This window comes from Bartonella raoultii (genome assembly GCF_019659805.1).
Lineage (GTDB): Bacteria > Pseudomonadota > Alphaproteobacteria > Rhizobiales > Rhizobiaceae > Bartonella > Bartonella raoultii.
The window spans coordinates 74,482-88,491 of record NZ_JAIFRO010000003.1; the positions used below are offsets into that span (position 1 = coordinate 74,482).

Annotated in this window: 17 protein-coding genes; 12 read left to right on the plus strand and 5 right to left on the minus strand. The window is 36.5% G+C overall.

Annotated features, from left to right (window positions below):
- Positions 1-12 precede the first annotated feature (12 nt).
- From K3248_RS03050 to K3248_RS03095, 10 genes are all read left to right on the plus strand, one after another.
- Positions 13-498 carry a crossover junction endodeoxyribonuclease RuvC gene (locus tag K3248_RS03050; protein ID WP_220717144.1) on the plus strand — a complete coding sequence of 162 codons (486 nt, stop codon included), beginning with the start codon at positions 13-15 and terminating at the stop codon, positions 496-498.
- Positions 480-845 carry a DUF1376 domain-containing protein gene (locus K3248_RS03055; RefSeq protein ID WP_220716893.1) on the plus strand — a complete coding sequence of 122 codons (366 nt, stop codon included), beginning with the start codon at positions 480-482 and terminating at the stop codon, positions 843-845. The genes K3248_RS03050 and K3248_RS03055 overlap by 19 nt, the downstream gene beginning before the upstream one ends.
- Positions 835-1,896, plus strand: coding sequence for a DUF1376 domain-containing protein (locus K3248_RS03060; RefSeq protein WP_220716894.1), 1,062 nt, complete (start codon positions 835-837; stop codon positions 1,894-1,896). Before K3248_RS03055 ends, K3248_RS03060 begins: the two co-directional genes overlap by 11 nt.
- Positions 1,838-2,332 carry a hypothetical protein gene (locus tag K3248_RS03065; protein WP_220716895.1) on the plus strand — a complete coding sequence of 165 codons (495 nt, stop codon included), beginning with the start codon at positions 1,838-1,840 and terminating at the stop codon, positions 2,330-2,332. Before K3248_RS03060 ends, K3248_RS03065 begins: the two co-directional genes overlap by 59 nt.
- A gap of 186 nt (positions 2,333-2,518) precedes the next feature.
- Positions 2,519-2,980, plus strand: a complete 462-nt coding sequence (locus K3248_RS03070; protein WP_220716896.1) for a hypothetical protein — start codon at positions 2,519-2,521, stop codon at positions 2,978-2,980.
- A gap of 287 nt (positions 2,981-3,267) precedes the next feature.
- Positions 3,268-3,567, plus strand: a complete 300-nt coding sequence (locus K3248_RS03075; RefSeq protein ID WP_220716897.1) for a hypothetical protein — start codon at positions 3,268-3,270, stop codon at positions 3,565-3,567.
- A gap of 378 nt (positions 3,568-3,945) precedes the next feature.
- Positions 3,946-4,677, plus strand: coding sequence for a phage antirepressor KilAC domain-containing protein (locus K3248_RS03080; RefSeq protein ID WP_220716898.1), 732 nt, complete (start codon positions 3,946-3,948; stop codon positions 4,675-4,677).
- Between the two features lie 104 nt (positions 4,678-4,781).
- Positions 4,782-5,447 (plus strand): hypothetical protein, encoded by a 666-nt coding sequence (locus K3248_RS03085; protein WP_220716899.1) that lies wholly within the window; start codon positions 4,782-4,784, stop codon positions 5,445-5,447.
- An 808-nt stretch (positions 5,448-6,255) separates the two neighbouring features.
- Positions 6,256-6,693, plus strand: a complete 438-nt coding sequence (gene ssb / locus K3248_RS03090) for a single-stranded DNA-binding protein (protein ID WP_220716900.1) — start codon at positions 6,256-6,258, stop codon at positions 6,691-6,693.
- A gap of 13 nt (positions 6,694-6,706) precedes the next feature.
- Entirely contained in the window at positions 6,707-7,234 is a 528-nt protein-coding gene (locus K3248_RS03095) for a hypothetical protein (RefSeq protein ID WP_220716901.1), read from the plus strand.
- Here K3248_RS03095 and K3248_RS03100 read toward each other — a convergent pair.
- Together K3248_RS03100 and K3248_RS03105 are read right to left on the minus strand one after the other, a co-directional pair.
- Positions 7,225-7,686: a hypothetical protein gene (locus tag K3248_RS03100; protein ID WP_220716902.1), complete on the minus strand. Its 462-nt coding sequence runs from the start codon at positions 7,684-7,686 to the stop codon at positions 7,225-7,227. The genes K3248_RS03095 and K3248_RS03100 overlap by 10 nt on opposite strands.
- 111 nt (positions 7,687-7,797) lie before the next feature.
- A complete protein-coding gene (locus tag K3248_RS03105; RefSeq protein WP_220717146.1) occupies positions 7,798-8,421 on the minus strand; it encodes a hypothetical protein in 624 nt (207 codons plus the stop codon).
- 205 nt (positions 8,422-8,626) lie between these two features.
- On the opposite strand from K3248_RS03105, the gene K3248_RS03110 reads away from it, so the two are divergent.
- Both K3248_RS03110 and K3248_RS03115 read left to right on the plus strand, forming a co-directional pair.
- The gene (locus K3248_RS03110) at positions 8,627-8,959 is read left to right on the plus strand and encodes a hypothetical protein (RefSeq protein WP_220716903.1); all 333 of its coding nucleotides are present in this window, start codon (positions 8,627-8,629) and stop codon (positions 8,957-8,959) included.
- Entirely contained in the window at positions 8,940-10,112 is a 1,173-nt protein-coding gene (locus tag K3248_RS03115) for a PBSX family phage terminase large subunit (RefSeq protein ID WP_220716904.1), read from the plus strand. Before K3248_RS03110 ends, K3248_RS03115 begins: the two co-directional genes overlap by 20 nt.
- Positions 10,113-11,523: 1,411 nt before the next feature.
- On the opposite strand, the gene K3248_RS03120 is transcribed toward K3248_RS03115, so the two are convergent.
- The 3 genes from K3248_RS03120 to K3248_RS03130 all read right to left on the minus strand — a co-directional run bounded on the left by K3248_RS03120 (position 11,524) and on the right by K3248_RS03130 (position 13,915).
- A complete protein-coding gene (locus K3248_RS03120; RefSeq protein ID WP_220716905.1) occupies positions 11,524-12,306 on the minus strand; it encodes a hypothetical protein in 783 nt (260 codons plus the stop codon).
- A 95-nt stretch (positions 12,307-12,401) separates the two neighbouring features.
- A complete protein-coding gene (locus K3248_RS03125; protein ID WP_220716906.1) occupies positions 12,402-13,091 on the minus strand; it encodes a hypothetical protein in 690 nt (229 codons plus the stop codon).
- An 86-nt stretch (positions 13,092-13,177) separates the two neighbouring features.
- On the minus strand, positions 13,178-13,915 hold the full coding sequence (locus tag K3248_RS03130; RefSeq protein ID WP_220716907.1) for an LbetaH domain-containing protein: 738 nt from the start codon (positions 13,913-13,915) through the stop codon (positions 13,178-13,180).
- Between the last annotated feature and the right edge of the window lie 95 nt (positions 13,916-14,010).

A 14,010-nucleotide genomic window follows, 5' to 3' on the forward strand; every position in this document is an offset into this window, starting at 1 on the left:
CTGATGATTGGGATGCTTCATACAATTCTTTGCTTTGATCTAGGAACGAAGACCGGCTGGGCGATAAGTGGTGCTGATGGGAGTATCCTTAGTGGTAGCATTAATTTTAGATCACGCCGATTTGAAGGCGGTGGGATGCGTTATTTACGCTTTAAGAGATGGCTTACAGAAATCAAGCAGACAGCAGGGAGCATTGATGCGGTGTATTTTGAAGAGGTAAGGCGTCATGTTGGAACTGATGCGGCGCATGTTTATGGTGGTTTATTAGCAACCTTAACGGCATGGTGTGAACATCATCAGATACCGTATGAGGGCATTCCAGTTTGTACAATTAAGAAAGCGACGACAGGCAAGGGGAATGCGTCGAAAGAAGAGATGATTAAGGCAATGCGTGTAAAAGGGCATGCGCCTTGTGATGATAATGAAGCGGATGCTTTAGCAATTTTACATTTAATTAAAGAGAGGGAGATCTTAGAGCGATGCCCAGTAAAAAAGTAGAGTGTGTAAAGTTTAATTCAGATCAGTTTTTAAAAGAGCTTATGGGTTTAAAAGCAACAGAGAAGGCAGTTTATACAACCGTTGTGTTGCTTATGAATGATAAGAAAGCGCCTCTTATCAATAATGCATCTTATTTATCAAGCTGGTGTGGGTGTTCAATAAAAACGTTTCAAAAGGCCTTAGAGACTTTAATAAGCATTGGTTACATCACGCGTTTAGAGAATGGGAACCTATGGCATAAGTCATTAGCTTTTGATTATAGCCTCAGTAAATTTTCAGAAAGAGCTTCAAAAGCAGCGAATATAAGATGGAGTAGGAAAAGAGAGGAGGCAATGCATGTCAACTAAGTTGCCATGGACGAGGCTTTTTTCTTCACAATGGATTGTAGATGTTAGTGGCATGAGCATAGTGGAAAAGGGTCTTTATATGACTCTTGTCTTATATATGTATGAAGAGCGCCGTCCTATTATTGAAGATGCTCCCAAATTAGCAAGATGGGCAGGTTGTTCAGAGAGGATTCTAAAAAAGACATTAGACATTTTATTACGTGATGAGAAGATCATACGTTTAGAAGATGGTCGTTTGTGGAGTTTAAAAGTTGAAGAAGAACTTAATAACTGTAGTGAAAATTTAGATAGAGCTTCAGAAAAGGCTTCAAAAGCAGCAAAAGCAGCAAAATTAAGATGGGATAAAAACAAAGATAAAAGTGATGATGATGTTAGTGCAATGCAAACGCACTGCGAACGCACTGCGAACGCAATGCGAAATGATGCCATTAACAATAACATTAACAATATATATAAAAAAAATAAAACTATCGTTTTATCAAAAAAAGAAATCGATTTTGAAAATTTAGAAACAACCGATTTGGTTGAAGAGCCAATCGAGGGTGATGATGTTCAATCAGAACAAATCGCAACATCATCAGAAAACCAACCTCCCATTCACGAGCAAGAAAACGTTCCGAAAAAAGCCAAGCGGGTTAAAACCGATAGAGGTTGTCGCTTGCCTGCTGATTTCGAACCGGATTACGATTTTGCACTTGCAGAGGGGTTGCCTCCAGAGCGTGTGAAAGTCGAAATTGCAAAATTTCGAGATTACTGGCGTTCAAAAGCGGGTGCTAATGCAGCCAAAACCGATTGGCAAGCGACATGGCGTAACTGGGTAAGAAATTCAAAAAAATACGAAATCAATCAACAAGGTAAAAATTATGGAAATTACACTCAAAAGCAAAAAAGCATTGGGGAACGTATCGCAGACAGCCTGCTTGATATCGGAAATCGAGGATACTTTGAAGCACATTCACGCGATGATACCACCACAGGAGTTCCCATTGGTTTTGAAGGATGGCAGCCAATTAACAAAACAGCAGGAAGCGATTGCTTTAGAGGCTGCTGATCAGTTGCAGGAGCTATTCGCAGTGAAAGCAAGCAAAGAGGATATAGGCAAAGCTATTCGCATGCTGTCATGTGGTTTAAAAATATCGCAACAATCTGATCATGAGGGAATGGCATTAACCTATGGAATGGCTTTAGAAAAAGTTTCAGCATGGTCACTAATGACAGCAGTTAAACGGATTTTATGTGATGAGATAGACGGTTTATCGGATACGTTTTTTCCGAGCACGCGTGAACTTGTGAGGTTATGTCGTGATTTGGAAGATAACCTTTTGAGAAAAGCCAATATTGTACGCAAAGCTGTTTTGAATAGCCGTGAAAAGGCATTGAAAGCACAAGAAGCAAGCGATGCTTCAAAAGCGCTTAGCATTATTCAAAAGCACAATTTTGAACAGGTTTTAAGTGGGATAGGAGGCATAATAAAAACCATTGATTAGCTAGCAAAATGTTGAAAAGTAGAGAGGCTATTTGTATGGATATACGTTTAAATCGATAAAAAGGCACCGTACAAAGCGATTATTTAATTTTTTGATAATGATACGTAAAAACTACAAAACGCTTTGTACAGTTAAATTTAAGGTAAATAGACTATAGCGACAAAATACAAACTGGAATTAAAAGATATGGGTTTTTTTAAACATTTATTCTTAACAAATCATAAACCGCCCATGCAAAAAAAGTTTGTTGCAACGATAAGAGGGCATGCCCCGTGGGGGTTAGGAGTAGCAGAATATTTTTACAATCTTTACGAATATGATGATGGAATGAGAGAATACGAAGAATTTGAAGGTGGCCAATATCATGAGATGCCTGAAACTGTAGATTACAGTAGCAAGGCGCAAGTGAAAGCGTGGATATACGGTGGTGATTTGCCAAGAAGCGTATTGAGTTGTGAAGCGCTGATTAATGAGGTTAATAAGAAAATCAAAAAACGCACAATGAAAGACCGTTTGATTTGTGAGATTAGCAATGAAGGGGAGAAGAGTTATTCACAAGCTTATGATGATGATATAGATCGCGAGTTAGAAAAAGCACTTGATATTCAATTGGGTAAATATCAAAACAGGAAAAAATGCAAAAAATAAAAAATACGTATTGACTTTAAAGGCGGGTTTGTTTAAAGAGATTGGCAAGTGCTTAAAAACCACGAATCCAATAGCGGATAGACCACGATAAGGTTTCTCCTATTTAAAAAAACTGGCTTTCTTTTATGCTTTCATTAGCATATAACGATTTATGTCGGGTGTAGCTATACCATACAATACCCTTCGCGAGGGAAAAGTATAGCGGCGGACTATTGGCCGTGTTTTTAGCACCCGGCGCCCTTATGGGCTGTCAATTAAAAACTTCTAACCAATAGAAAGAATTTATTATGACAAAAAATGAGATCCAAATAACCACTGATTTCTTATGTGATTTGTGGATGGCAGTGTTTAAAGAAGCTAACACTGATTATACTGAAGACGAATATAGTGAATCTTTAGTGAAACTGATGGTTGTTCTAGAAAAAGTTTTGGTTTTAAAATTACAAAACGAAATGCCTAATTTTACAAAAATCTTAGCAATCATTACAGAGTTTGGTCATTCTGAACCAATTCAATTAATAGTTCCTCTTTTGAAAGCCTACAAACCTAATTTTGATAATGTACATAGCATTAATGAGGCAGCTTAAATAACGCACGGGCGCGTGGGGGGCGCCTGCTTTTTAACTTTAGATTCAATGATGTAAGTATCGAAATAAAAAAAGTTAAAAAATAGTAAAATACATATTGACATAAATCGAATCACTCTGTTAAACGAATCAGTAAGTGCTAGAAACATTAAAAGTACATAGTGGATGGGTTTTATAATCAATCTTGCCTCCATAACGTGTAAAGTTTTGACTCAAGTATGCTTTATAGCATATAGAGGGGATTGTCGGGTGTGGTTATGCCATACAATACTCTTATGAGAAAAGCGTAACAACAGACTGTGTACTGTGTTTCTAGCGCCCGGCATTCTTTATTGTGTGTCAATAGAAGCAACTTAATTTTACACAGGAGACAATACTATGTCGCAATATTTAATCGACATCAATCAAACCGAAATTAATAATGAATTAGTTCAAACAGTAAATGCACGTGATTTGCATGCGTTTTTAGAGATAAAATCTGAATTTAGAAACTGGATAAAAAATCGTATTAAAGAATGTAAGTTTCGGGAAAATATAGATTTTGTAACCGCGGTAAATTTTTACCGGGGTGCGCAAATGAAAGAATATTACATTACCTTAGACATGGCAAAACACCTTTCAATGATAGAGCGTAATGATAAAGGGCATGAAGCAAGAGAATACTTTATCGAATGCGAACGGCGTGCAAAGCAAGTAACAACACCACAAATCGATTACTCAAGTCCACAAGCGATGATTGGTTTTTTAAATTACTTGCAAGGTCAAATCGAACAGAAAGATCATGTCATTGCAGAATTAAAACCGAAAGCAATAGCTCTTGAAGGTTTAACACGTTCGGATGGCTTGTTTGGTATTATAGATGCTGCGAAAATCTTAGAAGTAAGACCTAAAGATTTATCAGATTACCTAAGAAGATATGGTTGGGTTTACAAAAGAGTACCAAGCGGTCCATTATTACCATATCAAGATAAAATACAAAAAGGTCTTATGGATTGCACAACTATCACTATTCAAAAAAATGATGGTACAGAAAAGACAGTACCATCAACAAAGATAACATCTAAAGGACTAGCATATTTAAGAGAGCAAATCCATGGAAATATGCAGTAATTTTGAAAATAAAGCAGCGTAAATGGCACGCGGGCGCGGCGGGGGCGCCCCCTTTAAAACATCTCATTTAAAAATTTAACGAATATTAGATTAGGGAGCAACCTATGACCACTACAACTGTATCTAAAAAATATGAACTTACAAATGAAACTTACGATATTGAAGGGATTACTTTATACCGCATTCGTGCTTTAAGGAATTTCGATGATGTAAAGGCTGGTGATTTAGGTGGTTTTATTGAAAATGAAAGCAATCTCTCTCATGATGGCAATTGTTGGATATACGATAATGCCGCCGTTTCACATGGTGCTATTGTTAGTGAAAATGCAAAAATACGTAATAACGCTTGTGTTTTTATGGAAGCAAGGGTAGCAGGAAATGCAGTAGTTAGTGATAAGGCGCGGGTTCTTGAAAAGACTGCTTATATTCACGGTAATGCAAAAATATGTGATAATGCAGCAATTTGTGGTGAAATTTATGGGAATGCCATTGTTTGTAATAAAGCCATGGTATCTCCAGAAGCAAAGGTTTATGACAATGCAAAAATTTTGAATAGCGCTTGTGTTGGTGGCTTTATTTATGGGAATGCAAAAATATCGGGGTCGGCTTGTATTTATCCCGAGGCGGAGATTTATGATAATGCGTGCATTCAAGGAAAAGTGAAGGTTTATTTCTCTGTAAAAGTTTTTGGGAATGCCGTTATTAAAGGCAATAAAAGAGTTTATAAAGATACTGATGTTAGTGAAGAAACTTTAGAAAAAACAGCATAAATAAGGGGTTTGGGGTCTGGTCTTAAACAGAAAAAAGAAAGCCGTGTCCTTAATGAACGCGGCTTTTTACGCAATACACAATATTTAATCAACATCAAATCTATATTACACATTTTGTGTATAATGGCAAGCATGATTAAGAAAAAACCGTATCAAAATGAAATGATACGGCTTTGAATCTAGAGAAATATGAAAAACTAACTAACAATAAAGGAGATATCACTTTAGTGATATGGTTCTAAATTACATATTTTATGTATAAACGCAATACAATTTTTATCAAATTGCTCTTAAAGTAAATGATGCTTGCTTTTAATAGCGACGTTATTCTAAGTGTTTTCCTTTTAGTAAAAAACAAATCTTCGTTTTAAGATATCATTGTGAATTCAATATTGCCAATTTATTCATAATCTGCTATACAACATACAGATTTAAAAAGTGGAAAGCCCTTGCTCATGTATTACGTGAAAGGGTTTTCTTTTTATCTAACATCATCATAATCTTAAATCTTGATTTTCTTAATTATATGCAAATGCAACAAAGCCGTATCAATTGCTTTTGACACGGCTTCTGTTTTGTAATGCGTGATGTCCTTTTGACATCCTAATGAGACGAATATCTCTATAATACATAATTTGTATAAAAAAGCAATAAATCAAGCAAACTAAAAATGGGATTCATTCTTTAGATTCAATAGCTTGTAACAATAATTTCGTTTGTAACTATAGCCTATAATGTGTTATAATAATGGCTGGTTATACGTTCTTTGTATTGTTATGTGTTATTCCTATTAATGGATCTAAAGCGAATGCTTAATAAAGTGATTTTAATTGGCTATATTGGCTCTCATCCTGAAAGTAAAATAATGTCTACTGGTAGCGAAATGGTGAGTTTTCGTTTAGCTACCACCGAAAGCTATACCGATAAGGCAAGTAATAAGAAAATAGACAAAATAGAATGGCATTCCATTGTTATTTTTAATTCACAATTGGTAAAAATAGCGCTTCAGTATTTTCACAAAGGCTCTAAAGTGTATCTAGAGGGGCAATTGCAAACCCGTAAATGGCAAGATAAAAACGGTGTTGATCGTTATATAACAGAGGTTATTTTACCAAAATACAAAGGGGATTTAAAGCTCTTAGATAGCAAAAATGATGATAATCAAGAGCAGTCCTCTTCTTATGAGAGAAGCATTTACAGACCTCTTGATATGCCTACAGTAGCAAATGATGGCGTTTCTTTTTAAACAGAGGGTATAAGTGAAAAAAAATAAAAAGAGGGGACGCCCTAAAATCACAGGGCATATAAGAGAAGCCAATGGACGTCTATCACGGTCAAAAACACCTCGTGAAGCTATTGATAAATTAGCAATAGAAATACGTGCAAAGCGCTTTGGTTTAAGCTTACAAGATGCGAAAAATCCACTTGCAAGTACCTACATAGGGCGGCTTTGTTTGAAAGGCGTGCTTACTCAAGAGCAATATGATGCTGCTCAAAAATATTTACAGATACGAAATGACTATCTATGTGCAAAGGGCTTGCCAAGCGCGATTTATGATGAAATGCCGTCATCTTCTGATGATACAGCAAGAGATAAATGGGTAAAATTTGCAACAGAGCAGTTTTTAAACACACAAGAGGCAATAAAAGAAGCGCAATGTCTCTATAAACAGTACAATCTTTACGCCGCGCTACAGTATCTCGTTAGTGAAGATCAAAAATTACCACACCTTGTGAGCTCACTAAAGGTTGTTCTTAATGCGCTTCATAAGTATTTTCACAAATAAAATATAAAAGGAACAGCAATAACAGATAATAGAGTGACTATTCCAAATAAATATGCGGAAATCTTGAACTTAAAACGCCAAAGTAGGCTAATTAGAATAGACATTATAGCAATTATAATCGTCATTACGAAGCCTATTACGAACCACTCTATTGTTTTATCTCTATTAAAACGACTTTTTATTGCTTTATTATAATTGTCTTCGCTAGTAGCAATTAGTTTGAATTTGTCTTTAGGTAAACCTGTATCTCCCAATATTTCTTCTGAAACACAAGTAATAAAAGAATCTGGATTTTGTACATCACGCAAAACAGGAATTTGGCCATCTATGCACATATTTTGTAGTCTGTCCCCATAACTATTTTTTATTGACGTTTGGCTATTTACATGACCGGTGAAAAAGATACTTATTATTCCGAATAAGGCAATTTTCTTTAAATATGGTATTAACATCAGACTTTATCTTTGTTAGTGAAGATCAAGAATTACCGCATTTGGTGAGTTCGCTAAAGGTTGTTCTTAATGCGCTTCAGAAGTATTTTAATCGTTAAATGATAATCTCTATCACGGTTTCATTATATCATATATCGTTGGTAAGTCTCTGCAAAATCTAGCGACTCGTTTAGTGTTTTCATAATCACCGGTACTCACGTCAGATACTACAACTATCATTTGTGTCTTGGGGCTAATGCCACTTCCAGTCGGATTACTAAGAAATTTTTTTGCATAATAAATCATTGGATTTTTGCTGTTATTGGATTCGTTGTATGCCCACATAAAATCTCTTTCACTCCAATTATGTTCATAACGTAAACGACTTATTACATTGGGTAGCATTGCCCATGACATTTCCTCATTATACTCACCCCGTAATAAATTCACAAAGCGTCCACATAAAATAACGAGTATGTGACGATGCAATACAGTATCAAATTTGGGAGATATATTCTGATAGTCACGGCTGTATACAAATTGTTGTGCTTGGTTTAGCTTATTAAAATGCGTAAAGCCAGTATATTCTTCACTCGCGTATTTGTCGTAAAGTTGATTATACTTCTCTATAGTATCTACACTTGTAAACATACGCGTCAATTTGTCTATAAATCCAAATGATGCTGATGCGGGTAGCGCTGATATAGAAAAGAAAGCTATAAATGTTATGATGCGTGTTATAGATAATGATTTCATCATTTTGAACCCTTAATTATTCATAAGCGCTGTTTAATCGATTCGTTTTAAAAATATCAATACGTGTTATTTTTGTGTTGACAAGTTGTAACGAATTGTATTTAATGACACCACTGTACTTAGGTTTATTGTATCTAAATGAGGGTGAGATACAGTTTAAATCCCCGCAAATGCGGGGTTTTTTATTATCTGGAGGGAGGAATTTATGACATCCGAAAACACAGAGCAGGTTTTACAGCCCATAAAAAAACGTATTCCACCAAGAGCAGGCATAGGGCGTGTAAAAGGTGTCCCTAATAAAATCACGCGTGTTCTTAAAGAAGCAGTACTGAAGGCAGCAGAAAATGCTGGTAATAGAATAGGCAATGAGGGTTTGGTGTCTTATTTAGAAAAGCAGGCAATGGATTGCCCCGCGGCTTATTTAGCACTGCTTGGGAAGATTTTGCCCTTGCAAGTGACAGGAGAGAATGGGGGAGCCGTGAAGATCATAGGGCGTGTAGAAATAGCTCCTTTATTAAATGACGACAAGACAGATTAAGATTGTTCCAAAGCTTATTTCTCTTTTTGCAGGGGATGCTTTGGTCAGAGCGGCTTGGGGTGGACGCGGGTCTGGAAAGACAAGATCTTTTGCTTTGATGGCAGCGTTAAAGGGGTATCAATTTGGTATAGGAGGGATATCGGGGACCATTCTTTGTGCACGTCAGTTTCAAAATTCGCTTGCGGAAAGTTCCTTGGAAGAGATTAAGCGTGCTATTGAAGCCCATGACTTTTTAAAGGATTATTACAGGGTTGGGGAATCTTCAATTAAGTCAAATGATGGGCGTATAGCCTTTCAGTTTTCTGGACTAGACCGTAATATTGCGAGTATCAAGTCGATGGGGCGTATTTTGCTCTGTTGGGTTGATGAGGCAGAGCCTGTCACAGAGACCGCTTGGCAGACGCTTATACCGACGTTGCGTGAAGAAGGGGATGGATGGCGTGCAGAATTATGGGTAACATGGAACCCATTACGGGAGAATGCCCCGGTTGAAAGGCGCTTTCGTTTTTCAGACAATGAAGCGATTAAGCGTGTTGAGGTTAATTGGTCAGATAATCCCAAGTTTCCTAAGATCTTGAATGAAGCGCGTCTTGATGATTTGAGAAACCGTCCAGAGACCTATAAGCATATTTGGGAGGGAGCTTACCTTACAGCCGTTCAAGGTGCTTATTACCAAAAGGAGATGTTAGCAGCTGAACAGGAGGGGCGGATAGGGCGTGTTGCACGTGATCCTTTAATGCAGATACGCGCCTTTTGGGATATTGGGGGGACAGGAGCCAAGGCAGATGCAACGGCGATTTGGATAGCGCAATTTATTGGCAGAGAGATCAGAGTGCTGGATTATTATGAGGCACAAGGGCAGCCGTTATCCGAACATATCGGTTGGTTGCGTCAAAATGGTTATGAGAAGGCATTGATGGTTTTGCCCCATGATGGTGCAACGAGAGACCGTGTACACAATGTGAGTTTTGAGAGTGCTTTAAGTGATGCAGGTTTTGAAACGCAAGTGATCCCTAATCAAGGGGCTGGTGCTGTCAAAATGCGTATAGAGGCGGTGCGGCGTATTTTACCTTCTGTATGGTTTAACGAAGAGACCACAGTATACCTAAAAATACAACAAAGTCAATATGTTGCGTTCAATTATTTTATATGAATCCACTTAAGAATCCATCCTTTTATACGTGATTCATTTGATCATTTTTTAGATAAGATTGTCACGTATGAATAGAGCATAAAAAGCAAATCATGATGCAAATATTATAACGCATGTGTGTATTCAAATGAAATGAAAAGCAGTTATCATTCATAACAGTTCATAAATTTTATGATACGTTTTTATCACTCAAAAATCGCACTGTTTTAAAATTTAATCGTTTGAAATTTTCAATAACATACGTTTAAAGGTCATAGCTTGTTTTAAAGATTGGATTGTTAATCGTATAAACAGAAACAAATTAACGGTCCCCAAAATTGGGGAGCGCAAAATCTAAAGATCTTATAGTATCCTATAAGAGAGTAATCCTTTGAAACTTTCATAAGCTTATAGGCTTCATTTATAAGATTGCATAAAAGGATTTAAAGACAAGATCGATTTTATAACCGCGGTATTTTTTTACCGGAGTAAGACATAGCAGGTATGAAATTCAAAACGTTATGTCATATGAAATCAAAAGCCTTTGAATGATATAACGCAAGCAAGCTATCAAACAACGTTTTAACAGTTATCGTTTAAGAATACGAAGCCAAATGGGGGCACCCCAAAATTGGGGGCAGCTCTTTAAGATAAGCAAGCAAAATTCAAAATCATTGTAACATCATAAAGGCATGGGATTTTACTCAATTTTGGAGTCAAAAGCGATATTGTTTAAAGAATGCTCTATTCTAAAGTTAACGCCCCCCAGAATTGGGATGGTTAATATTGCCAACTCAAATTTGAGCCGGCTAATTTTTAAAGAAATTAGATTTTAAAGAAAAGTGAAAATATGCATAGCATTTCTAAATGAACGTTTAATCGTTTGAAACTGATGTTTTATAATAGTTATCATTTGTTTTTAAAAACGTTTCATTTACGAAAAACAAGATCTAGATTTCACAACAGAGAAAATCTTAAAAACCTTCATTTTATAAAAGCGGTTGTTTATTTGTCTTATGAAAAACTGCTTTTTAAACATAGCCCTCACAAATTTTAAAAGAACGTTTTTACAGACATTCACTTAATACACATTTGCTTTTGATTGTATTGATAAACCTAGCAAGCATTTTGATGATTGTGCTTTGTTTCAAATGGATATTTTACCTAGAGAGGATTATTAATCAGTTATAGCTATAACAAGCATTTACAGTCTCTATAATTCAAATGCTTGATATAAGGTTCTTTTGGATAAGTTTTAATAAAGAGAATGGTTAACTTGTGTAATATAGGTTTTGTATATAGGGTTTCTGTTATTCATATTTTTACACTCATCACTTGATTCATCAGCCGCGTCACGTTACATGACACGGCTTTCTTTTTACATTGTCTCTTTTATGTTAGGTTAATGGTAAAAAGGCGCCCCCCACACCTGTTAATTATCATTTTGTTTTGATAAATCTATAATATGATCTTTTTCGTAAACCTCACATTCTTTAAGGACTACAGCGACCTTATTTGGTTTGTTTAACCTTGCCTTGCCATAAACTTTTCCCCAAACCTTAGCGTAATGTGAGATCTTGGCATTGCCATAGACAGAGCCATAAATTTCAGCACGACCACTCACATGAGCATTCCCATAAACAGAACCATAAATTTTTGTGCGACCGTGAACAATCGCATGGTTATATATCTTGGCATGGCTATAAAGACAGGTACATCCTGAAACCTTGGCATTACCATAGACCCTTGCATAGCTATAAACCCAAGCATTGTAAGAAACATGGGCATGATCATAAATATGCGCATCAACATAAATGCGTGCACTACCATGTACATGGGCATTGCCATAAACCAAACCATACACGCGCGCGTTATCATAAATACAAGCATTGTCGTAAACTTGTGCATATTGAGATACCAAAGCCTTTCCATAGACTTCAGCGTTACCATAAACATAACCACACACATGAGCTTTGTGACGTATTTTTGCATTTTCATAAATGCATGCAGCCCCATAAGCACATGCCTCATCGTAAACCCAGCAATTGCCCTTATGAGAAAGGTTGCTTTCCTTTTCAATAAAGCCCCCTAAATCGCCTGCTTTAACATCAGAAAAGTCTTTTAATGCTTTAATACGATAAAGAATGATAGTTTTTCTTGTAACATCATGTTTAATTTTTTTGATTTTACTGGTTAACTTATATTTTTGAGACATAAGGATACCCTCACAATCTAATGTGATAAAGAGTTGATAAAATTTGGAATGGAAAATTTAAAAGAGGGGCGCCCCCGCAACGCCGCTGCTTTTATTTATGCTGCTTTGTTTTCAATAATTTTTACAACGTGATCGCTTTCATAAATTTCACAATCTTCGGGAATCCCATATGCATAGTAAATGTTTTGTTCAACATATGAATAACCATCTCTTTTTAATCTTGCATTGCCATGTACCAAACCTCTAATGGTGTGATAACCAGTCACTTTTGCATTCCCATAAACAGAGCCGTAGACCTTAACATACCCACCCACGCTAGCATTGTCATAAACCTTGCCATAAATTTTTGCAGCACCACTCACAACAGCATTGTCATAAACCTCAGCCTTGCTATGAATACGTGCACATCCAGATAATTTTGCATTCCCATAAACCCTTGCACTATTATAAATCCAAGCATTATGAGAAAGATGAGCATTGCCATAAACATGAGCTTCAAAATACACGCGGGTTTTATCACATACATGAGCATTGCCATAAACAAAACCACCAATGGCAGCATTGCCATAGACCCTTGCATTTTCATAAACACGACCAGATTTTACAACACAAGCATTATCATATACCCAGCAATTGCCATCATGAGAGAGATTGCTTTCATTTTCGATAAAACCACCGAGATCCCCAGCCTTTACATCAGCAAAGTCTCTTAATGCTTTAATGCGATAAAGGGTTTGATTATTTAATACACGTGTCTCATTTGTGAGTGCAAACTTTTTTTGCATAGCACAATTCCTTTATAAGAAGATTCAATTTTTGAATGAAAGAATTTGGTTAAAAAGCAGGCACCCCCGCCGCGCCCGCGCTTTATTTAAGCAGCATCAGTTTCATATTCGCTGTTATCATCATCATTATCATAATAGCCTTCAAAATCAGCATAATATTCATGACGATAATAATCATCTTCGCTACCAAATTCGGGATATTCATTATCACAGATATCTTCATTCGCTTCTAAAAAGGCATTGCTATGAATATAAGAAGAGCCAGAGATAAGAGCATCACAAACAATCGCATCATCAAAAACACGCGAGTCATCACAGATATAAGCAGAGCCACTTATTTTCGCATTGCCACCAACATGAGCATCATCACAAATGACAGCATTATCGGAAATATGAGCATGGTCAGTGACACGGGCGTTATCATAAATTTGTGCATTGCCCGACAGCTTTGCATTGTCCTTTAATGTCATCCCTTCAAAAATAGCATTACCATAAATTTGCGCATTGCCATAAACGTCTACAAAAAAGCTTCTTACCTTTGCATTACCAAAAACACGTGCATTTTGGAAAACCCGTGCTTTGTTATACACCCAGCAATTGCCCTCATGCGATAGGTTATCTTCACTTTCAATATACCCCCCGAGGTCACCTTTTTTGACATCATCAAAATCTCTTAAAGCTCTAATTCGCGTTAAGAAATGACCATCTACATAGTCACCGTCATTAATAAACTCGTATTTTTTTGCAGGCTCTTGTTTGTTAGCAGGTACAGTTTTATTAGCAATTTTAGAGATAACGGGGGTGTTTTTTGAAATATTTTTCATAATTAAATCCTTACGGGTTAATATTGTTTTCAATTGACAGCCTATAAAGGCGCCGGGTGTTGAAAACACGGCCGTAAGTCCGTTGCTATGCCTTC

Bases quoted from the DNA above. Each gene is read 5' to 3' on its own strand.
- K3248_RS03050 (WP_220717144.1), top strand. From the start codon at position 13: ATGCTTCATACAATTCTTTGCTTTGATCTAGGAACGAAGACCGGCTGG.
- K3248_RS03055 (WP_220716893.1), top strand. From the start codon at position 480: ATGCCCAGTAAAAAAGTAGAGTGTGTAAAGTTTAATTCAGATCAGTTT.
- K3248_RS03060 (WP_220716894.1), top strand. From the start codon at position 835: ATGTCAACTAAGTTGCCATGGACGAGGCTTTTTTCTTCACAATGGATT.
- K3248_RS03070 (WP_220716896.1), top strand. From the start codon at position 2,519: ATGGGTTTTTTTAAACATTTATTCTTAACAAATCATAAACCGCCCATG.
- K3248_RS03075 (WP_220716897.1), top strand. From the start codon at position 3,268: ATGACAAAAAATGAGATCCAAATAACCACTGATTTCTTATGTGATTTG.
- K3248_RS03080 (WP_220716898.1), top strand. From the start codon at position 3,946: ATGTCGCAATATTTAATCGACATCAATCAAACCGAAATTAATAATGAA.
- K3248_RS03085 (WP_220716899.1), top strand. From the start codon at position 4,782: ATGACCACTACAACTGTATCTAAAAAATATGAACTTACAAATGAAACT.
- ssb (WP_220716900.1), top strand. From the start codon at position 6,256: ATGCTTAATAAAGTGATTTTAATTGGCTATATTGGCTCTCATCCTGAA.
- K3248_RS03100 (WP_220716902.1), bottom strand. From the start codon at position 7,686: ATGTTAATACCATATTTAAAGAAAATTGCCTTATTCGGAATAATAAGT.
- K3248_RS03105 (WP_220717146.1), bottom strand. From the start codon at position 8,421: ATGAAATCATTATCTATAACACGCATCATAACATTTATAGCTTTCTTT.
- K3248_RS03110 (WP_220716903.1), top strand. From the start codon at position 8,627: ATGACATCCGAAAACACAGAGCAGGTTTTACAGCCCATAAAAAAACGT.
- K3248_RS03115 (WP_220716904.1), top strand. From the start codon at position 8,940: ATGACGACAAGACAGATTAAGATTGTTCCAAAGCTTATTTCTCTTTTT.
- K3248_RS03120 (WP_220716905.1), bottom strand. From the start codon at position 12,306: ATGTCTCAAAAATATAAGTTAACCAGTAAAATCAAAAAAATTAAACAT.
- K3248_RS03125 (WP_220716906.1), bottom strand. From the start codon at position 13,091: ATGCAAAAAAAGTTTGCACTCACAAATGAGACACGTGTATTAAATAAT.
- K3248_RS03130 (WP_220716907.1), bottom strand. From the start codon at position 13,915: ATGAAAAATATTTCAAAAAACACCCCCGTTATCTCTAAAATTGCTAAT.